This window comes from Alteromonas marina (genome assembly GCF_000808575.1).
Classification (GTDB): domain Bacteria; phylum Pseudomonadota; class Gammaproteobacteria; order Enterobacterales; family Alteromonadaceae; genus Alteromonas; species Alteromonas marina_A.
Genome location: NZ_JWLW01000003.1, coordinates 15,170 through 37,484, shown reverse-complemented (window position 1 = coordinate 37,484; position 22,315 = coordinate 15,170). Strand labels below are relative to the sequence as shown.

General features: G+C 43.5%; 19 protein-coding genes. 7 read left to right on the top strand and 12 right to left on the bottom strand.

Annotation, left to right across the window (positions count from 1 at the left end):
- Positions 1-100: 100 nt before the first annotated feature.
- From RJ41_RS01720 to RJ41_RS01700, 5 genes are all read right to left on the bottom strand, one after another.
- Positions 101-3,280 (bottom strand): efflux RND transporter permease subunit, encoded by a 3,180-nt coding sequence (locus RJ41_RS01720; RefSeq protein ID WP_084081747.1) that lies wholly within the window; start codon positions 3,278-3,280, stop codon positions 101-103.
- The gene (locus RJ41_RS01715) at positions 3,277-6,681 is read right to left on the bottom strand and encodes an efflux RND transporter permease subunit (RefSeq protein WP_039216459.1); all 3,405 of its coding nucleotides are present in this window, start codon (positions 6,679-6,681) and stop codon (positions 3,277-3,279) included. Before RJ41_RS01715 ends, RJ41_RS01720 begins: the two co-directional genes overlap by 4 nt.
- A gap of 25 nt (positions 6,682-6,706) precedes the next feature.
- Positions 6,707-7,840: an efflux RND transporter periplasmic adaptor subunit gene (locus tag RJ41_RS01710; RefSeq protein ID WP_039216458.1), complete on the bottom strand. Its 1,134-nt coding sequence runs from the start codon at positions 7,838-7,840 to the stop codon at positions 6,707-6,709.
- Between the two features lie 213 nt (positions 7,841-8,053).
- The gene (locus tag RJ41_RS01705; RefSeq protein ID WP_014949747.1) at positions 8,054-8,446 is read right to left on the bottom strand and encodes an OsmC family protein; all 393 of its coding nucleotides are present in this window, start codon (positions 8,444-8,446) and stop codon (positions 8,054-8,056) included.
- An 81-nt stretch (positions 8,447-8,527) separates the two neighbouring features.
- Positions 8,528-9,412 (bottom strand): CvfB family protein, encoded by an 885-nt coding sequence (locus tag RJ41_RS01700; RefSeq protein WP_039216457.1) that lies wholly within the window; start codon positions 9,410-9,412, stop codon positions 8,528-8,530.
- 65 nt (positions 9,413-9,477) lie between these two features.
- On the opposite strand from RJ41_RS01700, the gene RJ41_RS01695 reads away from it, so the two are divergent.
- The 4 genes from RJ41_RS01695 (at position 9,478) to RJ41_RS01680 (ending at position 12,898) form a co-directional block, all read left to right on the top strand.
- Complete coding sequence (locus RJ41_RS01695) at positions 9,478-10,215, top strand: 5-oxoprolinase subunit PxpA (protein ID WP_039216456.1); 738 nt, start codon at positions 9,478-9,480, stop codon at positions 10,213-10,215.
- 135 nt (positions 10,216-10,350) lie between these two features.
- Positions 10,351-11,091 carry a 5-oxoprolinase subunit B family protein gene (locus tag RJ41_RS01690; protein ID WP_039216455.1) on the top strand — a complete coding sequence of 247 codons (741 nt, stop codon included), beginning with the start codon at positions 10,351-10,353 and terminating at the stop codon, positions 11,089-11,091.
- Positions 11,088-12,035, top strand: coding sequence for a 5-oxoprolinase subunit C family protein (locus RJ41_RS01685; protein ID WP_039216454.1), 948 nt, complete (start codon positions 11,088-11,090; stop codon positions 12,033-12,035). The genes RJ41_RS01690 and RJ41_RS01685 overlap by 4 nt, the downstream gene beginning before the upstream one ends.
- Positions 12,032-12,898 (top strand): D-amino acid aminotransferase, encoded by an 867-nt coding sequence (locus tag RJ41_RS01680; protein ID WP_039216453.1) that lies wholly within the window; start codon positions 12,032-12,034, stop codon positions 12,896-12,898. The genes RJ41_RS01685 and RJ41_RS01680 overlap by 4 nt, the downstream gene beginning before the upstream one ends.
- 57 nt (positions 12,899-12,955) lie before the next feature.
- Here the strand turns inward: RJ41_RS01680 and fur are convergent, their stop codons facing one another.
- Complete coding sequence (gene fur / locus RJ41_RS01675) at positions 12,956-13,384, bottom strand: ferric iron uptake transcriptional regulator (protein ID WP_039216452.1); 429 nt, start codon at positions 13,382-13,384, stop codon at positions 12,956-12,958.
- 313 nt (positions 13,385-13,697) lie between these two features.
- Here fur and RJ41_RS01670 point away from each other — a divergent pair, with 313 nt between their 5' ends.
- Complete coding sequence (locus RJ41_RS01670; protein ID WP_039216451.1) at positions 13,698-15,704, top strand: methyl-accepting chemotaxis protein; 2,007 nt, start codon at positions 13,698-13,700, stop codon at positions 15,702-15,704.
- 136 nt (positions 15,705-15,840) lie between these two features.
- On the opposite strand, the gene fldA is transcribed toward RJ41_RS01670, so the two are convergent.
- The 5 genes from fldA to RJ41_RS01645 form a co-directional block, all read right to left on the bottom strand.
- Positions 15,841-16,365: a flavodoxin FldA gene (gene fldA, locus RJ41_RS01665; protein ID WP_014949739.1), complete on the bottom strand. Its 525-nt coding sequence runs from the start codon at positions 16,363-16,365 to the stop codon at positions 15,841-15,843.
- 26 nt (positions 16,366-16,391) lie between these two features.
- On the bottom strand, positions 16,392-16,610 hold the full coding sequence (locus RJ41_RS01660) for a DUF2788 domain-containing protein (protein WP_012519093.1): 219 nt from the start codon (positions 16,608-16,610) through the stop codon (positions 16,392-16,394).
- A 124-nt stretch (positions 16,611-16,734) separates the two neighbouring features.
- Positions 16,735-17,514, bottom strand: coding sequence for an alpha/beta fold hydrolase (locus RJ41_RS01655; RefSeq protein WP_039216450.1), 780 nt, complete (start codon positions 17,512-17,514; stop codon positions 16,735-16,737).
- A 103-nt stretch (positions 17,515-17,617) separates the two neighbouring features.
- Positions 17,618-18,016: an H-NS histone family protein gene (locus RJ41_RS01650; protein WP_039216449.1), complete on the bottom strand. Its 399-nt coding sequence runs from the start codon at positions 18,014-18,016 to the stop codon at positions 17,618-17,620.
- A gap of 122 nt (positions 18,017-18,138) precedes the next feature.
- On the bottom strand, positions 18,139-19,788 hold the full coding sequence (locus RJ41_RS01645) for an electron transfer flavoprotein-ubiquinone oxidoreductase (protein WP_039216448.1): 1,650 nt from the start codon (positions 19,786-19,788) through the stop codon (positions 18,139-18,141).
- A gap of 370 nt (positions 19,789-20,158) precedes the next feature.
- Between RJ41_RS01645 and RJ41_RS01640 the strand changes: the two genes are divergently transcribed.
- Both RJ41_RS01640 and RJ41_RS01635 read left to right on the top strand, forming a co-directional pair.
- Positions 20,159-20,911: an electron transfer flavoprotein subunit beta/FixA family protein gene (locus tag RJ41_RS01640; protein ID WP_039216447.1), complete on the top strand. Its 753-nt coding sequence runs from the start codon at positions 20,159-20,161 to the stop codon at positions 20,909-20,911.
- Positions 20,908-21,834, top strand: a complete 927-nt coding sequence (locus tag RJ41_RS01635; protein ID WP_039216446.1) for an electron transfer flavoprotein subunit alpha/FixB family protein — start codon at positions 20,908-20,910, stop codon at positions 21,832-21,834. The genes RJ41_RS01640 and RJ41_RS01635 overlap by 4 nt, the downstream gene beginning before the upstream one ends.
- 117 nt (positions 21,835-21,951) lie before the next feature.
- On the opposite strand, the gene RJ41_RS01630 is transcribed toward RJ41_RS01635, so the two are convergent.
- A complete protein-coding gene (locus RJ41_RS01630) occupies positions 21,952-22,260 on the bottom strand; it encodes an isoamylase early set domain-containing protein (RefSeq protein ID WP_039216445.1) in 309 nt (102 codons plus the stop codon).
- Positions 22,261-22,315: the final 55 nt, after the last annotated feature.

The window sequence follows — 22,315 nt, the reverse complement described above, 5'->3', positions numbered from 1 at the left end:
CAGAAAAAGCGGGCTAGCATGCACTCATCGTCAATCACGTTGACGTAAATGGTGAAAACTAGACCCGCTTTTTGTCTTACTTTTTGCTCTAAAATGCGCCTTAATTGGCGATTTTAATATACGTGGCTACACGCGCTTTACTGGTTTTAAACAAACGTTGCGTTTTAAACCTAAGCTTTAATAGCAACACGTAAGCAAGTGGTACTAAGAACAAGCTGGTTAGCGTTGAGAACACTAGCCCACCAATGATTGCAATGGCCATTGGTGAGTAGGGAGGGCCGTCGCCGCCAATTCGAGTACTCCCCATCGCAAGTGGAATAAGCCCTAGAACTGTAGTGGATACCGTCATCAGAATAGGCCTGATACGTGTCATACATCCTTCAATCACTGCGTCATACAGCGACAAGCCTTCATTGATGAGCTGATTAATTCTGTCTACTAATACAATTCCGTTGTTAACCACAATACCCATCAGAATCAGCATGCCAATCATTCCCATGATAGACATAGATGTGCCTGTAACCATGAATGCCCAAAAAACACCTGTGAACGAAAACAGTAGTGACGTAATTACAGATGTTGGAAGAATTAGCGATTCAAACAGCGCGGCCATCACAACATAAATCATGCAAAGCGCGAGTAGCATATTCATTTGCATTACGGCATTGGCTTCATCCTGTCGAGAGAAGCTGCCGTCTAGCGTCCACTTGTAGCCTGTCGGCAATTCGATATTAGCTAATGCTTTTTCTATGCGTTCACGAGCTTGTTCGGTGGTGGTTTCACCCTCTAAGTTTGCACCAATGGCTAGCGCTGTTTGACGATAATTGCGGTTAATTTGCGAAAGCTGTGGTACCACAGAGAAGTCTGCAATCATGTTCAGCGTTACCGATTGACCCTGCGTAAAGCCAATATTGATGTTCTTAAGTTCGCTTAGCGAGGCTTGAATATCGCTGCCAAACTTAAGTTGCACTGCGACTTCTCCAGCGTCACCATAGCGGAATGTACGTAAATTACTGCCGCGTAGTGCCGTAGAGATAAGTTTAGCCACATCGTTCACCTGAATGCCAAAACGGTTTGCTTTCTCTCTGTCTATGCGTATTTGAACCTCATCACGGGTAGATCCCGTGTCGGCTTTTACATCTTCCAGCCCTTCTATAGTGGAAAGAATAGGGATGATCTGCTCTGAAATATTTAGCAAGGTTTCTGAAGACTCGCCCAACAGCGTTACTCTCACGCCACCACCGTTGCCGCTATCCCACTGGAAAGAGGGGCGAGCACGCACGAATGAAGGCATGTTTTCGCGAATATCCTCCTTAATTTTACCCACACTTACAGGCAACTCGTCATTAAGTGTGATACCGCTTACTGCATGGCCGGCAGTAAAATAGGTATACACCTGCTTAATGTGAAAGCGTTCTTGGTTCTCATAAAGATAAGCTTCCATTTTATTTACGGTTTTTTCCACTTCATCCAAGGTGAAGTTTTGCGTCACGTGGTAATTAAGCCAAATACGCTCTTGGTTGTCGTTACCCTCATCGTCAGACGTAACCACCTGCATAGGCACAAAGGTCGACGCGAGAATAAGCAGAGCAATAACACGAGTTACGCCCTGGTGTTTCAACATCCAGTTTAGCGCACGACCATAGCCTTTTATGTAGGACGGTGTTTGAGGCGTTTTTACAACAGGGATCTTTACCTTAGTTGTCAGCAAGGGAATAAGTGTTTTAGCAATGAAAAGCGACGCGAACAGGGATATACAGATAGCCACAGCAACGTGCTCTAGGAAAATAGTCACGTCTATTTTTACCCCAATAATATTAGGTAAAAACACTATTGCCGTAGTTGCAGTTCCGGCTATAACTGCCAGGCTGACTTTGTTTACACCAATCTGGGTGGCTCGCTTAATGTCTCCCTCTTGTTGGCGTTCTTGAAATACGCTTTCAGTGATCACCACGGCGTTGTCTACCAGCATACCTACAGCTAGCATGAGGCCCATTAACGACAAGATGTTGAGGGTATAGCCCAATAAATACATTACGCCTAAGGTAATACAAATCGAGAATGGCACTGAAAGCACAACGATCAAGGTGGTGGTGAGCTGGCGCAAGAACAAATACAGCACAATAACTGAAAGTAACGCACCTAAAAGACCAGCGTTTAGCAAATCGCTCAGCGACGAAGTCACGCTTTTCGCGGTGTCGTCCATTACAAATAAACTAATGCCTGTAAACTCAGGGTCTTCCTTGGCTTTTTCGATAACCTTCATTACCGCGTCGGAAACTTCTACGAGATTGCTGCCCGATTCGCGAAATACGTTAAAGCCTACCGCGAAGGTGCGATCTAAATGACGTCCTTCGTTGCGTTGAGGAAGCTCATAAGTCACGCTGGCTATATCAGACAAACGAACGCTGCGGGTAACCCACATGTTTTTAAAGTCGTTTACATCGGTAAATTCGCCAGTTGGGTTAACCAGAATTTTTTCACCGTTATTGTACATGTAGCCCGCGGTTAGCGAGAAGTTTGCGTTTTGAAGCTGCTGCTCTAAGCGTGTACCGTCTATTTGGTAGGCCGCCATTTTCTTAGGATCTAAGCGAATAGTAATTTGACGCTTCATGGTGCCGTATAGCTCAACTTTCGACACACCCGGAACACGCTCTAGCGGACGCTTAAGGTTACGCTCAAGCAAGTCGTAAGCATTCGATAAGTCGCGGTCGCTCGATACACGCAGCTGGAATATAGGCATATCGTTGGTGTTAAACTTGTACACCATGATCCGCTCTATATCGTCAGGGAGTTCATGGCGAATAGTGTCAATCTTTTCCCGCGCTTCAATACTTTTGGCTTTAAGGTTTTCATCCCAGTCGAACTCTACAATGACCTCAGCCATATTGTCGTACGACCGCGCCCTTAAGCGCTTTATCCCCGACATGGTAGCAACAGCTTCTTCAACCGGACGGGTTATCATCGTCTCAATTTCAACTGGAGTCGCATCAGGGTAGGGGATCTGCACTACCATTTCTGGAATATAAATCCCAGGGAATTTTTCAAGGGGTAATAAGCGGCCAGATACAATGCCGAACAGCAACATAGACAAAAACAGCATTCCGATGGTAATGGGCTTATTTAACGCAAAGCGTGCAAGCGAGGCGCCTATACCTGCAATTTTTGAAAGGTGCGGCTGCGAAGCTATGTCTGTCTCGCGTTGATTCGGGTCACGTGTTTGGCGCTTGTCAGTGTGGGTTTCAGCACTGTTATTAGCGTTGTGAGAAGGTGTACTCATAGTACACCTCCTTTTGGCATTGTTCCTTCGTCACCAAAGCCCGCATTAGTATTAACAGACGTTTTCTGCGCAACGTTTTTCTTAACGTCGAACAGGCTGTAAAGCACTGGCAGTAATATGAGGGTGAGCAAGCTGGCAAACAGGAGGCCGTATATAACGGTGATGGCCATTGGCGTGCGAATTTCAGCACCTTCACCAAAACCAAACGCCATAGGCAATAAACCCAGTACCGTAGTAAGTGTAGTCATCACAATGGGGCGCAGGCGGGTCTTTGCAGCATCTAGAATAGCGGTGTCTTTATCTACTCCTTGACGGCGTAACTGATTTATACGATCAACTAATACAATAGCGTTGTTCACTACAATACCGCACAGCATAATCAAACCTATAAATACCACCACGTTTAGCGGCGTATTGGTAAGCCACAATCCGTACACAGAACCTGCACCGGCTAGCGGCACTGCGAACAAAATAAGCAAAGGGTGCAGCAGCGACTCAAACTGTGACGCCATAACCAAATACACCATGAACACTGCAAGTGCCAGAGCAAACTGTAGCGAACGGAAGCTGCTTTGCATGTCTTCGCTCTGTCCGGTTACCTCTGCACTTAAAGATAGAGGAAGTTGGGTTTCATCAATGACTTTATTAGCAACGGCAACCGCTTCATCAAGCTTACCTTTGGCTAAATTCGCAGATACCAGCGCTACACGCTGCTGTCCAACGCGGGTGATCTCGCTAGGACCTACACTCATGTATACGTCTGCCACGGCACTTAATGGAATAGGTTGTGCAGAGCCTGGATTAACAACAATGGCACGCACGCTGGCGATGTCATCTCGCTGGTTTTCTTGCGTTCTTACCAGCACATCCACCTTTCTGTCTTCAACACTGTACTGTGTAGCGACACGGCCACCTACTTTGGCTGCAATAAGCTGAGAAACGGTTGATGCATCAAGCTCAAGTCGAGCAAGTTTGGCGTGATGGAAGGCTATTCTAAGCTCTGGGTTTCCGTCACGAATGCTGGTCGTTACGTCTGCAAAATTATTAAAACTGGCTAGCTTGGTCGCAATGGCGTCGCCATACTGTTGTAGTTGATTAAGGTCGTAACCTGCAATTTCAATTTGAATAGGCGAGGCAAAGCTAAATAGCTCTGGCTCTGAAAACGTTGCCTGAACCTGAGGTTTAAACGCTAAATGATCGCGAAGGGCACGCTTTACCGCGTCCATATCGGCAGCTGTCGCCGAAGGCTGCATGACAATGTTTAAGCGGCCCCAATGATCACCACCTTGATTAGGCGCGGCGCTTATAAGGCTGCCCGTACCAGACATGGCATATGTGCGAAGCACCTTATTATCACTGCGAAGCACTGTGGTTTCGCCGCCATCATTGTTATTTACTGCAACCGCAGCAAGCTCACTGATAATAGCGTCGGTACGCGCTAGTGGCGAACCCGCAGGAAGGGTCACTTCTACCGAGAATTCTCCTTGTGATAGGGTAGGGATAAGTTCCATACCTAGTCTTGGTATAAGCATTATTGCGCCAGCAGCAAGAATAAAGGCAGTAGCTAACACCAGCGCTTTGGCTTTAAGACTTACGCGCAGCAGCTTTTCATAAGCAGAAGCGAGAAGGTCAAACCCTTTGTTAAATACCCAGATAAGTGGTTTAAAGGCAACGCTTAATAACTTGCTGACGATATGCCATGCACCTATCACCAAGGTGACCAAGGCTGCAGGTAAAAATACAAAGATAAGTCTGAATACCCAACGGATTGGTAGGGTAAGGTAATACATAACTTTGCCAAACGTTGACGTAGGAGGGGGAGGCGCTGGTGTAGTGAACACCTCTTCGTGATCGAGCTGTTGCTTTTTCTTCTTGTGTGCCATTGCAGGGATCAGTGTAAGCGCGACAACAAGCGATGCAGCTAAAGCGAACGAGACGGTCAACGCTTGGTCTTTAAACAGCTGACCTGCAATACCTTCTACAAATATTAGCGGCACAAACACGGCCATAGTGGTCAGTGTAGAAGCCACAATTGCGCCAGAGACTTCTTTTGTTCCTTCGCTAGCGGCAGATGCTTCAGTGTCTGTGGCTTCTGCCGTCGTTTTTTCATTAGCTGTAGCGTTATCACCCCCAGCCACTTTTAATTTTTTATGGCGATCGATATTTTCAAGCACAACAATGCTGTTATCTACTAATAATCCAACAGCTAGCGCGATACCACCTAAGCTCATCATGTTTAAGCTTATGTCGTTAGCATACATTAGATTAAAGGTGGCAATTACTGATACCGGAATAGAAACCGAGATAATAATGGTAGCCCAGAAGTCTTTAAGAAAAAGGTACAGCACTAACATGGCTAAAATACCGCCCATCACTGCCGCTGACTTCACGTTGTCTATGGCTTGCTTAATGAACACGCTTTGGTCATAAATTTCGCTAAGCGTGTAGTTTGAAGGCAAGTTGTTGTTGACCTCATTTAACCGGCTAGCCACTTTTTGCGCAACGTTAACCGCATTAGCATCACCTTCTTTATAAATGGCAATTTCAATGCCTTCATTGCCGTTAAAACGCGTTACCACATCACGATCTTTATAAGCACTCTCAACCGTTGCCACGTCTTTAAGTTGAATGTTTCTGCCTTCAAAACGCCCAATGAAAAGGTTTTCGATATCGCTCAGTGTTTCAAACTGATTTAAGGTTCTGACCAAAAAAGCCTGGGCTGCGTTATCAATTCGACCGCCGGCCGCGTTAATGTTTTCAGCACTGACCCGGTCAATAATACGGGTAATAGGAATAGACAGCTGACTGGCTTTCTGCTGGTCGATAAGAATGTGTATCTCGTTTTCTAAACCACCGCCAACGCGCACGGCTGCCACACCTTCTACCGACTCTAAAGCTCGTTTTACCTGCTGTTCGGCATATAAACGTAATCGCTTCATTTGCGCTACGCTTAAACTTGACGTGTCGCTTTGTGCCGTCAGCCCCAGTTTAATTACCGGGTCTAGACTTGGGTTAAAACGAAGGAGTCTTGGTTTTTCTATATCAAGGGGAAGTTGTAATACATCAAGTTTCTCGCGCACTTCTAAGCTCGCGAAATCCATATCAGTACCCCATGCAAATGAAAGCACTACGTCAGACTGGCCTGCACGCGATGTGGACGTAACTTTACGTACGCCTTTTACTACGCCGATGGCTTCTTCAATGGGTTTTGAAACCAGTTGTTCGACTTCGCCTGGCGCTGCACCGTCGTAGTCAGTACGAATGGTGAGAGTAGGGTAAGATAAGTCAGGCAGTAGGTTAACCGACAGTCTGCCTAACGACACCATACCAAATAGCAATACCGCAAAAGTGAACATACTAACGGCAACAGGGCGCTTTACAGCAATATCTACAATACGCATTGTGTGAATTCCTTGTTGGACCGAATTAGCTGTTTACTACTTCAACAGGGGCGCTGTCTTTCAAATTTTGGTGGCCTGCGGTAACCACTTCTTCATTGCCGCTTAAACCATTGGTAACTTCGATTACTTCGTTGTTTTCAAAGCCAGTTAAAATATCAACTTTTTTAACTTTGCCATTATCGACTACGAACACGCTGTGGTTGTTATCGATGGTAACCAGCGCTCTGCGGGGTAATAATGTAGCGTTTGCATGGGTAGCATATTCAAGCGATACATCGGTAAACATGCCGGCTTTTAGTTTGTTGTCTTCGTTAGGTACTTTTAACGTTACTTTGAACGTGCCGGTGGTCGCGTCGATAACCGGGCTAATACGCTCTACGTTGGCTGTAATCGTTCTGTCGCCTAAAGCCGCCACGGTAAGCATTGCACCTTGTCCAATCACTACGTTGGGTAGCTCATTTTCAGGCAGATACACAATGCCTTGAAGATTATGTTGCTGAACGATATGGAACATTCTCTCTCGTTGGAACGATTCGGTTAAGTTACCTACTTTGGCGTTTCGCTCTGCAATGTATCCATCAATTGGGGCTGTGATAGTGGCTTCTTTCAAATCAAGTTCAGCCAAGCGTACAGATGCTTTTGCTGATTCAAATTGCGAAGTGAGCTTGTCGTAAGTGTCATCGCTGATAAGCTTTTTAGAATAGACTTTGTTGACCTTTTCTAGTTCGCTTTCAATGCCAGCTAAATCAGCCAAAGCTTTTGATAAGTTCAGCTCGTAGCGGCGCTTATCAAGCTGTGCCAGTATCTGGCCTTTTTCAACATAATCACCTTCTTCTACGAAGATTTCTTCGATAATTCCAGATGCACGCGCAACCACAAATGCCTCTTCACGGGCTTCTAAAATAGCTGTTGTGTCATAGGTTGACGTAATGTCGCCGGTAACAATGGTTTGGGTTTCAACGGGAATAGCGAAAGCAGTTTCTTCAACTTCGGTGGCGTTGGCTTGGTCGTTAATGGCATCAGCATCAGAGCATGCTGTCATCGAGAGAGTAAGGGCAACAATACTACTTCCAACAAGTAGTTTAAGCGCGTTTGGCGAAAAAGGTGATAAAAGATGTGATGGTGAAAGAGAGGTGTTGCTGTGCGTTGTAGTTTCCATGGTCAATAACCCTAACGTAATTGTCGTTATATGATAATGACCACATACAGCAGCTAATATGCCAAAGATGTTAATTAATGTTAATTGTTAATTATTTCAATTGTTTACGAGTGTAACAAACAGTTTTAACGAAAAAGCCAACCTAAGCGGTTGGCCTTTTCTACTAATGCTTAGCGAGAATCGCTAAAAAGAGGCTGGTTCTACTATAGTTTATTAAACCAAAGTATAGCTTGTAGTGATCTCAACATTACCCGTTAGCATTAACATTACGGAACAGTATTTTTCTGCAGAAAGCTGAACAGCGCGAGCAAGGGCCTTTTCACTTATACCTTCGCCTGACACCGTGTAATGTGCGTGAATTTTAGTAAATACACGAGGCGGCTCTTCAGCGCGTTCAGCTTCTAATTCACAGTTACAGGCTTCAATGTTAAAGCGGCCTTTTTTAAGAATATCTACGACGTCAATACTTGAACATGCACCAACCGCTAGTAGTACCGACTCCATCGGAGATACAGCCTTACCGCTGCCGTCCATAACCGTTTTGTAACCGCTGTCTGTAGTTCCTGTAAAAGTTAAATCTTGATCCCAAGAAACACGTGCTTTCATTGTTTGTCCTAATGTCATAAGAATAAGAGAAGCTGCAACACAGGCTAGTTTAGCGCTTCAATGCAGCTGTAACATGTGCGTTTATTTGTTAAGGCGAACTGCATCTGGGCTAAGCGTGATTTTCTTTTGCTTATATAGCGCCCCTAACGCTTTTTTATACGCCGCCTTACTCACGTTAAAATGAGAGTAAATGGCTTCTGGCGCACTCTTATCTGTTAGCGTAGAAATCCCACCGTGGGCGTCTAAGTCATCCAAAATGGCTTGTTGAAGTGCATCACGGCCACCTTTGTCTATGCGCTGAAGGGCTACATCCACTTTGCCGTCTTCACGAATTGTTTTAATTACCCCTTCAGTAGCTTGCCCGACTTTAAGCGGCTTAAAGGCATCGCTATGGAAAATAAGACCTAAGCTTTTTTCATTGATAACTACCTTAAAACCTAAATCAGTTTTGGCATAAACCAAGCATTGCACTGTGTCGCCCTCGTTGAGATAGGCGCTACTTTCCTTTAGAAAATAGTGGAGCTTGGTAGCACCTAAAATACGCTGGGTTTTATCATCAAAAAAGGTGTGAACAACATAGTACATACCTGGATTAACAGGTTGAGCTTGATAATCGTTAGGCACTAAAAGATCGTTGTCTAAGCCCCAATCGAAAAATGCGCCAAAATTAGTGGCAGATACTGCTTTAAGTACTTTAGTTTCACCAACTTGAATCAAAGGTTTCTTCATGGTGGCATAAAGATCGCCGCGCTGATCTGTGGCTACAAATACGTCTACCTGGTGGCCTTCGGTTAACGACGTCTCTACTTCGTCAACCGCAAGTGTAACGGTTTGCTGCTCATCAGCATCATCTATTTCTATTACGCTGTCGTTTTCGTCGTTGTTTACGACAAGTGGCGCTAAAGCGTAGCCAAAAGGGTATTGGGCTACCACGCGTAATGTATTAATTTTTCCAATATTTATCATCAGCACTGACTTTTTTAAAAGAACAGGTAACATGATACTGGAATGAACGTAAGAGCTAAACCATTATGAAGTTAAATTGCGATTTAGGTGAGAGTTTTGGCGCATGGTCTATGCCGGTGGAATCGGCCATTATGGCAGAAATTGATCAGGCCAACATTGCATGTGGTTTTCATGCGGGTGATCCATTAGTCATGAAGCAGGCTATTCTGTCAGCTAAACAACATGACGTGGCCATAGGTGCCCATCCAGCCTATCCAGACTTACAGGGGTTTGGCCGCAGAAGTATGGCGATTGCCGCTGATGAACTTAAGGCTATGATCCAATATCAAGTAAGTGCATTGAGTGGAATGGCAAAGGTTTGTGGGGCCAACGTGAGCTATGTGAAACCTCATGGCGCCCTTTACAATGACATGATGAAAGATACAGCTGTCATGCGCACAGTAATGCAAAGCATAGCCGAAATAAATATGCAGTCGTTAAATTCGCCCCTCGCACTAATGGTACAGGCTACTTCGCAAAATGCAGCGCTTAAAGACGCTGCGCAAGAGTGGGGACTGCCGTTGTATTTTGAAGCATTTTCAGACAGGCGTTATACCGATGAAGGTTTGCTACAATCCCGCTTGATCGAAGGTGCCGTGTTAAGCGAGAGCGACGCATTACTTCAAGCTAAACAACTTATATCATCGGGAACAGTAACGACAGCCTCGGGTGCAACACTTGCAATAGAAGCGGATTCTCTGTGTGTACATGGCGATACTAAAGGGGCGGTGAATATTGCAAAGAAAATCAGAACATTTCTATAAACCTGCCTCATAAAAAACACAATTTACTAGAACAATACAAGAGGCTGTTACCCATTGTTGTGCTGAGAGTGGTATATCTAAAACCAAGTACTCAGAACCAAGCACTGACAGCCATTTAAATAACAAGGACAGTAGATGCAAGCTTTTGGTCGCATAAAGCGAATAGTTACTGCAAGTGCAGACGCCATTATTTTGTATTTTGATGGTGCAAACTTGGACGACGCAAATAATGCCTGTCATTGCATGCTGGCAGCGATAGATAGCAACAAGAAAAGCAATTCATGGCGTTGGCTGCGCGAATGCGTGCCTTCCTATGACAGCCTGTTAATTGTTTTTGATATGGCATTAATTGATAGCCACGGTGTATACCGTGCCATAAGTAATCTAAGCGCTGAAGACATGAGCCTGCAATCATTCTCTTTGCAAGCAAAAGAGAATGAAAGTAGCGCCGTGATTGAAATTCCTGTTTGGTACGGTGCGCCTAATGCCAGTGATTTAAGCGTAGTGAGTAAGAAAACGTCACTGTCTATTGAAGAGATTATCGAATTGCACACGAGCACGACTTATAAAGTATACGCAGTGGGGTTTTCTCCGGGATTTGCCTATATGGGCGATATTCCGGAAGCGCTCAAATGTGCACGACTAGGTACACCGCGCAAACGCGTACCTAAAGGTGCGGTCGCAATCGCTGATAGGCAAACTGCCGTTTATCCCAGTGAATCACCAGGAGGCTGGAACTTATTGGGTCTTACGGCATTTGACATGCTCATTCACAGCGAAGAGCAAAGTGAAGCGCGATTAAAAGCAGGAGATGTCGTTAAATTCGTTCCTGTTACTGAACAGGAATATAGAGCAGGATTGCAGGTTGAACGATGAAAATTGAAGTACTCAATAAGGGACTATATAGCCTTATTATTGATAACGGGCGAGTAGGGCGGCAACGGGATGGGTTTTGTGAATCAGGCCCTATGGATAGTAACGCCTACGACTGGGCTAATTTTCTTGCCTTCAATTTAGATGGCACGCCATGCATTGAAGCCATTGGTGAAATGCGATTGAAGGTTGACGAAGATTGTACTGTTGCGGTTACTGGAAGGGAGCCCACACTTTGTATAGATGGAATACCGAGTGCGGCTTATCAAAGCCAACAGGTATCCGCAGGCGCTGTTATCACGTTTGGTAGCGTATTACTGGGTAGTAAAGTTTACTTAGCCATAGGTGGAAACTGGCAAGTCCCCAAAGCAGTAGGCAGTGCTTGCACAGTAGTTCGCGAACAGCTTGGCGGGTTAGATGGCAAGGGAAGCGCGTTAAAAGAAGGAGACTGCATCGAGGTTTTAACTAACACTAGAAATCAAGAAAGCGCTAAAATGCGCTCGCTTGCGCAGCGACATATCGATGACTATGGCTTCTTAGAGTCTATCCGTGTTATTCCAGGGTATCAGTTTTCAAATTTTAGCACTGTTGCTTTGCGTACTTTTGAAACGAGTAGCTATACGGTTTCTTCAGCTATCGATCGCATGGGCTTTAGGCTTATCGGTGAACCGGTTACCGCCGATATAGAAAATATGCGCTCTGAAGCTATTCATTTGGGCGCTATTCAAGTTCCTGGTGATGGGCAGCCTATTGTAATGATGCGCGATAGGCAAACACTGGGGGGGTATCCAAAACTTGGCTGCGTAAGCCCCTGCGATATAAGTCGCTTAGCCCAAGCCGTCCCAGGTGAAAAAGTAAATTTTGTTTTTCAAGATGAAGAAGAAGCAAGGGCCGACTGGCTACTAATGACAAGTAGACGCCGCCGTTTGCAAGGAGAAATATTGTGACAATTGCGTTTTTAAACGGTGAATATATGCCTCTTTCTGAGGCGAAAATTTCTCCGATGGACAGAGGCTTCCTTTTTGGTGATGGTATTTATGAAGTTATCCCAACGTACTCCGGCAACCCAGTAGGCTTCATAGGGCACACATCGCGTATGGCGCAAGGTCTTAAAGCCATTGAAATTGCTAACCCTTATACGGTAGAAGAATGGCAAATCATTTTGTCTAGCTTGGTTGAGAAAAATGTCGCGCTTATTGAAAGTGAAAACATTGGTATATATTTCCATGTAAGTCGTGGTGCTGATACAAAACGCTTTCATGCCTACCCAAAGAATATAGCGCCGACAGTGTTCGGATTTGCCTTCGAAATAGCACCTCCTCAGCCCACGGCAAAAGAGGATGCAAAACCTTTCAAGGTTGCGCTTGAGCAAGATAAAAGGTGGCAGCGTTGTCATATTAAATCAACATCCTTGTTAGGCAACGTAATGCACTATCAAGCAGGCGTTGATGCAGGTGTTAACGAAACTATTTTGTATAACAGCGAAGGTATGATAACCGAGGCGAGCTCATGTAACGTATTTATAGTGAAAGACGGATGTATTTCTACGCCGCCATTAAACCATGAACTTCTTCCCGGTATTACTCGCGCTATAGCAATTGAGGCTTTTAAACACGCCGGCCTGGTGGTAACTGAAACCTGGTTTAGCAAAGCTGAGTTGCTAGAGGCAGATGAAGTATGGTTAACCTCTTCAAGCAAGGAAGTAGCACCGGTAGTTGAAGTAGACGGAAAACCTATTGGTACAGGGGAAGTGGGTGAGGTGTGGGAAAAAGCAATTAAGGCCTACCACGCATACAAATTTAAAGCGTAATTAACAGTAAAAGGCCCGCTTAATATAGCGGGCCTTTTACGATAAGAATAGAGCTACTTATTCTGGAATGTTGTCACAATTTCCGTCTGTACATTCACCATATAGGTACAGGCTATGATGCGTGAGTTTCATCTTGTGTTGCTTAGCTATCATCTCTTGGCGTTCTTCGATGATCTCATCCTCAAACTCGATGACTTTGCCACATTTCAAGCAAACAAGGTGGTCGTGGTGATCTTTATGGCTTATCTCAAAAACAGATTTGCCGCCCTCGAAATGATGGCGATTAAGAATGCCTGCATCATCAAATTGGTTTAAAACGCGATATACAGTAGCAAGACCAATTTCTTCACCCTGTTCGATAAGGATTTTATAGACGTCTTCAGCGCTGATATGTTGGTTTTCTGGCTCTTGCAGAATTTGTAAAATTTTAAGGCGAGGCAGAGTTACTTTAAGCCCTGCTTTTTTCAATTCTTTATTTTGATCCATTACAGCCTACTAAAAACGAGTGAAAAGGTGTTTGGTGGTTATTATAGGTAAGTTGAAACAATTTAAAAGGAAAACCGTGGAAACTTTGTTTCCTCGACGAAAATTTGCCCAAGTAGAAATTGACTAAAAACGTCGCGCACAAGTACAGACCTCATAGCATGTGGCCTGACCAGAATGTAAGTGTCAGATTTATCAGATAAATAAGCAAAATAATTAAAACTTTTGATGTATTGAATTAACATCCTGTTAAACTAAACTTAAAGAGTTGCTTTCTATTTTGTGGTTTTTGGCATGTTTTTAAGTGGAAGTACCCATGCGGTTAACAATTATAAATAAAATTACGTTAGGCTTCGGCTTATTCGGCTGCTTGCTATTACTAACAAGTATTCTTTCTTATTTTGGTCTCAGTGGCATAAAGGATTCTGCGCAAAATGTGGTAGAACAAAAAATGCCGGTACAGACCAGCATGGTTAAAGTTAAAACAGAAATATTGTCTCTTTCGGTGATAACAGCTAACGGCTATCACGTAGAAAATAGAAACGAACTCGATGCTAATAAGCAAACGTTCAATTCGCTTTCTTCAACCTTCTCCGATGACCTTGCGCAATTAAAATCGCTTATGCCTAGCAATTCGGTAGCTAAAAATGCCGTTGAAGTGAGTCTTGCGTATGTCAGTGATAGCATTGAAATGTATTCTGCAATCGATGAAAGGATGAATATAGAAAAAGCGCTTGCGGCACAACTTGAAAACGTTCTGATGATTGCTGATGAAGCGAGTGCGCTCATGCTCGATCTTTCTTATCTAGAAAGTAACAACCCAAGTATTGAAACACTCATTGGTGCAGGTACCGCCATCGACAACAAGCTGCTAACGATGAACGACTCCTTTATCGAACTCGCTGAATCTAATGACGCAGAGCAAAGTGCCAGCATTATTGAGGATCTTGAATACCAGCTAAGTAATCTGCAAGTAGACAAAGACTATGTGAATCGCTTGGCCACAGGGGTTGATGATGGTGGCACAATCGAGGCATTTAACGAGCAATACGATTTATTGATAGATGCGGTGAATGGCTCGAGCGGTTTAATCGCGCTTCAACGTCAAAAACTCTTAGAGGTTGAAAAAGCAGCGAAAGCGCAGAAACGAGCTAAGCTCGCATTAGAAACTGCACTAACAGACATTAATACCCTGTTTGATACCGTTCAAGCACAATCACTGGAAGGGCAAAATGCTATTCTTGAATCTGTGCAAGAAAATTTGCTACGCAACATTATTGTTGCGGTACTGGGGCTTACCGCTGCTATCTTCCTTGCTGTTATTGTTACGCGGAGTATTTCAAAACCTCTTGGTAGAATTAACAAAGGGTTAAGCCTGTTAAGCCAAGGCGATTTAAGTACTAAATTACCAGAAGAAGGCAATGATGAATTCTCTGCGCTTTCAGCAAAAGTTAATAGCTTAACCGATAGCTTACGAGAGTTGGTCGGTAATATTCTTGAACAAGAAAAGCGTTTAATTGAGATTACAAAAGAAAGTGTTGAACTTGGAAATAAAAGTTTATCTGAGGTAGACAAACAGCGAGAACAAGTAACCGTTACTTCTACTAACACTAAAAATGTTCAGGATAAGAGCCGCAGCAACCTAGCCCAAATTAATGAAGCGATGGATGCGTTACGCACAATTACTAAACAAAGTTCAGATATAGGTCAACTCGTTCAAAAAAGTAGTGAGCAAGTAAGTAATCAAGCCAAACAGGCAGAGTCGTCGGCGCAGGTTATCGGACGTTTAGATGATAACTCACGGAGTATTGGCAGTATTTTGGACGTGATTAAAACCATCGCAGAGCAGACAAATTTACTTGCGCTTAATGCCGCTATCGAAGCTGCGAGAGCCGGCGAGCAGGGCAGGGGCTTCGCTGTTGTGGCGGATGAAGTTCGAACTTTGGCAAACCGTACACATGACTCTACTGAAGAAATTGAGCAGATGATTGGTAATTTACAAAAAGATGCAGCGCAAGCTGTGAAGGCCATCAATGCAGGTCGCGAGCAAGCCCAAGAAGGGGTAGTGATAACTCAGCAAGTATCTGAGCAAGTAAATAGCATTCGCGAAATTATTGAGCGTTTGAGCGATATTAATGAGCACATTGTTGAAGACACTGAACAACAAGATGTGTTGTTAGGAGATGTAGCGAAAAGCTTAAACCGAATAGTAGCACTGGCCGATTCAAGTGCGCAAAGCACAAGGCAGTCGAACGAATCAACTATGATGCTGGATGCGCAAACAGAGAGTTTACGAAGGGCGGTAGAGCGGTTTCAGCTTTAGCGGGCGCTGAAAAACTATGCCAAAAAATTAAAAGAAGGCTCTTTATGAAACAAAAAACCGCTCCAATAGAGCGGTTTTTTCAATATACAGTTACTTAACAGCTTTCACAGTAAAGATTAAGTAAACTCCAGCGATTCTAGGCAAGCTCCGCCAAGCAAAGCTCGTCGTGAATTTGCTTACACCAGGCTTTAACGCGCGAGTCAGTTAGTTCTGGTTGACGGTCTTCGTCGATACCCAAACCAACAAAGTGATTGTCGTCAGCCATGCCTTTAGACGCTTCAAAGTCGTAGCCTTCAGTTGACCATTGACCTACTAAAATAGCGCCTTTGGCTTCAACGATGTCACGTACCATGCCCATCGCGTCTAGGAAGTACTCTGCATAGTCTTCTTGGTCTCCACAACCAAAAATAGCAACTAACTTGTCGTTGAAGTCAATTTGCTCTAGTTCAGGAAAGAAATCATCCCAATCGCATTGCGCTTCACCGTAGTACCACGTAGGGATACCAAAGATAAGCAAATCAAATTCAGCGATGTCTTCTTTACTGCTCTTGGCAATGTCTTTAACATCAATTAGCTGTTTACCCAATTCCTTCTGGATCATTTTCGCAACATGTTCGGTATTACCCGTGTCACTTCCGAAAAATAGGCCAACGCTTGCCATATCTAACCTCTATTAATCGTTACTAATTAAACGCCTGTGCTTAGCCAAAACCATTCAATAATGCCTTTCGCAAGAAACCCTAACGCGCCTAAACCCAGCACGCCATAGGTAACCACTCGTCCAATAAGTGGAACATCGTTCTTACGTAATACATCGTGTACAGCAAAACCCATCAATCCAAAAAGAATAGATAAGCCGCCATACAGCATAATGGACTCAATGAGTTCGTAATTTTCTGCAAGCATAGTGTTGTTACTTAAAAATTTCTGGCGCAACTATATCACAGTATATACGCCTGTAAGAGCCTAAAACGTTCAAAAATATGTAATAATAGTCATTCTCATCCTGATTGATGAGAAATGTTCCACTTTATGACGATTTGTTAAGCGTTCTCTCTACAATACCGTTAAATATCGCTGGTTTTTCTGCGTGTAACCAATGACCCGTACCTTCAATAATATGCGCTTTCGCATTTGGAAAGTAGCGAGCTATCGAATCGCGATAGGCCGGTGTGATGTAGTCAGACTCGCTGCCCTTAATGAATAAGGTTATGCCATCGTACGTTTGATTTGTTTGTTCCCAATCAATAATGTGCGAGTAACTTTTCATTAGCCCACTCACATTAAACCGCCACTTCCATGCTCCGCTTTCATCTTGATAAAGGCTTTTAAGCAGAAACTGTCTGACACCCATTTCTTTTACGTGGGCAGCCATTTGTTTTTCAGCGTCCTTTCTACTTTCAATTGTGTCCAAAGAAACAGAATTCAACCCATCAAATACCGCTTGGTGGCTGTGGTCATAACTTACTGGGGCAATATCAGCTACAATTAAGTGTGTGATATTTTCGTTGTGATTTAAAGCCAACTTCATTGCAACCTTTCCGCCAAGGGAATGACCCAATACAGCGCTCTTTTCAATATTTAAAGATTGCATAATGTCGTAGATTGCATCTGCGGCAGCTGACATAGAAAAACTCTCAGTCCATGGAGACTCACCGTGATCCGGGAGGTCTACACTTATAATATTAAAAGCCGATTCAAAATGCCGTTTAGCAACGGCTAAATTATCCGCATTACCGAAAAGCCCATGGATTAAAATTAACCATGGTGATGATGCATCTCGCTTTGAAAGTTTATAATTTAACTTCACAATTTAGTTACCCATAAATAATTGTCTGATAGACATAGCTTTAGTCTTAAAAACAAAATAAGGCCTGTAAAAACAGACCTTATTAGCAGGTTAAATAGTGATATTAATTAATAGCGTAATCGTTGAGTGATTTGCCGCTATCTAGTGCATCTTTGTAAACGCGTGGCATACGACCAATGCCAGTCCACAAATGCTCTTCGCCATTGTCATCCACAAGTTTATATTTAACAGGGCGCTTCTTACCTACGTTTTTATTTGTGCCGGTATCTAAAGCTTGTAAATCTTCGACGTTTAGACCAGCTTCTTCCATTTGCTGTTTAATAGCAGCAAGTTTTTCTAACTTTTCTTTTTTTAGTTTTTCTTGTTCTAGTAATTTTTCTTTTCTTTTTTCTATTATACCGCTAAGTTTTTCCTGAACTTGTTCAAGCTCTTCTATGCTTAATTCCTTAACAGCACCTTGTAAACGTCTTCCATGGGTTAAAATATCTAAAAATTCGCTCATTAATTAACCTTAATACGTTGTACTAAATTTTTTTAAGATAATAATTAAAAGTAGCACAAAAAAAAAGCGAGCCAAGCTCGCTTTTTAAAAATATCCGTTAAATAGCAAATTAATACTTTAAATTACATGTTCGGGTAATTTGGTCCGCCGGCACCTTCCGGAACTACCCATTTAATATTTTGACTTGGGTCTTTTATGTCGCAGGTTTTACAGTGAACACAGTTTTGTGCATTAATTTGGAACCGTTTTTCACCTTCCTCTTCAATTACTTCATATACACCAGCAGGGCAGTAGCGCTGTGCTGGCTCTGCAAATTTAGGTAAATTAACCTGCAAAGGAATAGACGGATCTTTTAATTTTAAGTGACAAGGCTGGTCTTCTTCGTGATTCGTATTCGACAAAAATACGGAAGATAATTTGTCAAAGCTGAGTACACCGTCCGGCTTTGGATAAGAAATTTCTTTCGCGTCTTTTGCTTCCTTAAGCTGCGCATAATCTTTGTGTTCATCTTTCATAGTGAAGAACAAATTACCGTTAAAGAAATTTTGTTCTAGCGTATTGAAAGCTCCGCCCCAGAAATTACCTAGCTTGTGAATAGCGGGGCCGAAGTTACGAGAACGGAACAACTCATCATATAGCCACGATGATTTGAATTTCTCTGTAAAGCTGGTTAACTCTTTTACAGGCGCTTCAGCATTTTCTGATATTGCTTCGAAAATACTTTCTGCTGCTAACATGCCCGACTTCATTGCCGTGTGGTTGCCTTTTATTTTGGCGAAATTAAGCGTGCCCGCCTCACAGCCAACTAGCAAACCGCCAGGAAAGGTCATTTTAGGTAACGAATTAAACCCACCTTTTGCGATGGCTCTTGCGCCATAAGAAACACGTTTGCCACCCTCTAAGTACTGTTTAAATACTGGGTGATGTTTTAGACGTTGGAATTCGTCAAAGGGACTCAAGTAGGGGTTGGCGTAATTAAGGTCGACGATTAAGCCAACAAACACTTGATTATCTTCAGCGTGATAAAGGTAGCTACCACCTGTTGCATCATCAAGTGGCCAGCCTGCACTGTGAACAACAAGGCCTGGCTGATGCTTAGATGGATCTATATCCCAAATTTCTTTAAAGCCGATGGCGTAGTGTTGCGGTGAACTATCTTCATCTAATTTGAAGTGTGAAATCAGCTCTTTTCCTAAGTGTCCGCGACAGCCTTCTGCAAACACCGTGTATTTGGCACGTAGTTCCATACCCGGCATGTAACCGTCTTTCGGTTCGCCATTTTCACTCACGCCCATGTCACCGGTAAGTACGCCGCCAACACTACCGTCTTCGTTGTAAATAACTTCAGAAGCTGCGAAACCGGGGAATACTTCAACGCCTAGCTGCTCGGCCTGTTCTGCTAGCCAACGACTAACATTACCCATAGATACGATATAGTTACCGTCATTATGCATAGTTTTGGGCGTAATGCCGTTTGGTAACTTCTTAGCTGACGTTTCATCATTAAGTAAATAAATGTGGTCTTCGGTTACCGGGGTGTTAAGTGGCGCACCTTTTTCTTTCCAATCGGGAAATAGTTCGTTAAGAGAACGAGGTTCAAATACCGCGCCTGAGAGAATATGTGCACCTACCTCGGAGCCCTTTTCGACCACACAAACCATAAGTTCTTGGTCTTTTTCATTCGCAAGCTGCATAATCTTGCAAGCAGTTGATAATCCAGCTGGGCCGGCACCGACGATGACTACGTCAAACTCCATCGATTCTCGTTCCACGGGAGGCTCCTTATGTTTGTATTTTTATAGTGCACTATTGATGAAACAAATAATGCTTTGTGTCAAAAACATGTAAATTAATTGTCGTTTTGCAAGGTAATGCAGGTTGACGTTTACGTCAACAGTAAGTACATTGCAAAGCAGTTTACGTTAACGTTAACTGGCAGCGTATTATACCTGCTCGTAAACGTGGTGTTAACGTCGTTTTAAGGCTAGCCTTTAAAAAACGTACGTTCCACAGTTTCTTTTTTAACGTATAAGCATTGTTAAAGTTTCAAAAAGCGTGGTGAAGTAATACGTTTTTAATTATTAATAGTTAATTATTAATGAAACGTAATTAGCACTGACGAACTCAACAATTGAGGTAAATATGAAAATACTCGTACCGGTCAAACGCGCGATCGACTACAACGTTAAGGTAAGAGTGAAGGCTGATGAATCAGGCGTAGATCTTACAAACGCGAAAATGGCCATTAACCCTTTTTGTGAAATTGCTGTTGAAGAAGCCGTTCGATTAAAAGAAAAAGGCGTGGCAACGGAAATCGTTGTTGTTTCAATTGGTGACAAAAGCTGCCAAGAACAAATACGCACAGCACTTGCCCTAGGTGCTGATCGTGGAATCCAAATTGATACCGACCAAAATCTTGATTCACTTCAAGTGGCAAAGCTTTTGGCGAAAGTGGTTGAAGAAGAACAGCCTCAACTTGTTATTCTTGGTAAGCAGAGCATTGACTCTGACAACAACCAAACTGGTCAGATGCTTGCAGCGCTAACAGGTATGCCTCAAGGTACCTTCGCATCAGAAGTGGTTGTAGATGGCGAGAAGGTGAATGTAACACGTGAAATTGACGGTGGCCTTCAAACGGTTGCACTTTCGCTTCCAGCTGTTGTAACGACAGATCTTCGTTTGAATGAACCGCGTTATGCATCGCTTCCAAATATTATGAAAGCAAAGCGTAAGCCTCTTGATGTTAAAGCTGCGGCAGACTTTGGTGTTGCGCTTGAATCAAACGTAAAGGTACTCAAAGTTACACCTCCGCCTCAGCGTGAAGGTGGCATTAAAGTAGCAGACGTTGCTGAGTTGGTAGATAAGTTAAAGAATGAAGCAAAGGTGATCTCATGAGCGTACTCGTATATGCAGAACACGACAATGCAAGCTTAAAGACTGAAACGCATAAGCTTGTAAACGCCGCACAAAAAATGGGTGGTGATATCCATGTATTAGTAGCGGGTGAAGGTTGCCAAGCGGTAGCTGAAGCAGCAGCGCAAATTGACGGCGTAGCAAAAGTACTTGTTGCTGACAATGCGGTTTATAAGTACCAGCTTGCTGAGAATACGGCTGACCTAGTAGTAGAACTTGCTGGCGACTACAGCCATGTTGTTGCCGCTGCAACCACTACAGGTAAAAACTTTATGCCTCGCGTAGCTGCATTGTTAGATGTTGCTCAAATATCTGACATTATTGGCGTAGAGAGCGAAGATACTTTTGTACGTCCTATTTATGCAGGTAACGCGATTGCTACCGTTCAATCATCTGACGCAAAAAAGGTGATTACGGTTCGTGCAGCATCATTCGATGCAGCTGCAACTGGTGGTAGTGCTGAAGTAGCCGCAATTGATGTTGTTAAAGGTAGTGAGAAGTCTGACTTCGTTTCAGCAGAGCTTACTGAATCAGAGCGTCCTGAACTTACTGCTGCAGAAGTCGTTATTTCAGGTGGCCGCGGTATGCAAAACGGTGACAACTTCAAGCTTCTTGAAGGTATTGCAGACAAGCTTGGTGCAGCCATTGGTGCATCACGCGCTGCGGTAGATGCTGGCTTTGTTCCAAACGATATGCAGGTGGGCCAAACAGGCAAAATTGTTGCGCCTCAACTTTATATCGCTGTTGGTATTTCAGGGGCTATTCAGCACCTTGCGGGTATGAAAGACTCTAAAGTTATTGTTGCTATCAACAAAGACGAAGAAGCGCCAATTTTCCAGGTTGCCGACTACGGGTTAGTAGGTGACTTGTTTGACGTATTACCAGAGTTGGAAGGCTCTCTTTAATCTGCGTCTATAAACGATAATAAAACGAAAGGCTGCATTCTTGCAGCCTTTTTTGTAGGGAATTGTTATTCTACGCCCAGAGGTATTACAGGCATGTTCTATTTTTAAAGCAATGAGTTAAACGCGCACAACTGAATTATCTTCAATGCTAACAGGTGAGGGAATATAAGCATCGGCTTCCCAGTCGTTTTCCCACTTCTCTCCGTCAAGCAGATAACGGAACTGGTACTCGTGATCTTTCTCCAAATCTACCGTTAACGTGAAATCACCACTTTTCAATTTTTTCATCGTAAGTGGCTGTGACTTCCAGTCAGTAAAATCTCCGCACAACGATGCTTCTTTGGCGTCCTTCGCCGCTTCCGCATTAAGTCGAAATGTCACTTTGCACAGAGGTTTTGATTTAAGGTATTGTTTCTTAAGACTCATAATGTGTTTTCCCTTCAACGTAGCGAAATCATTTCCGAGGCTACAATCTGTTAAG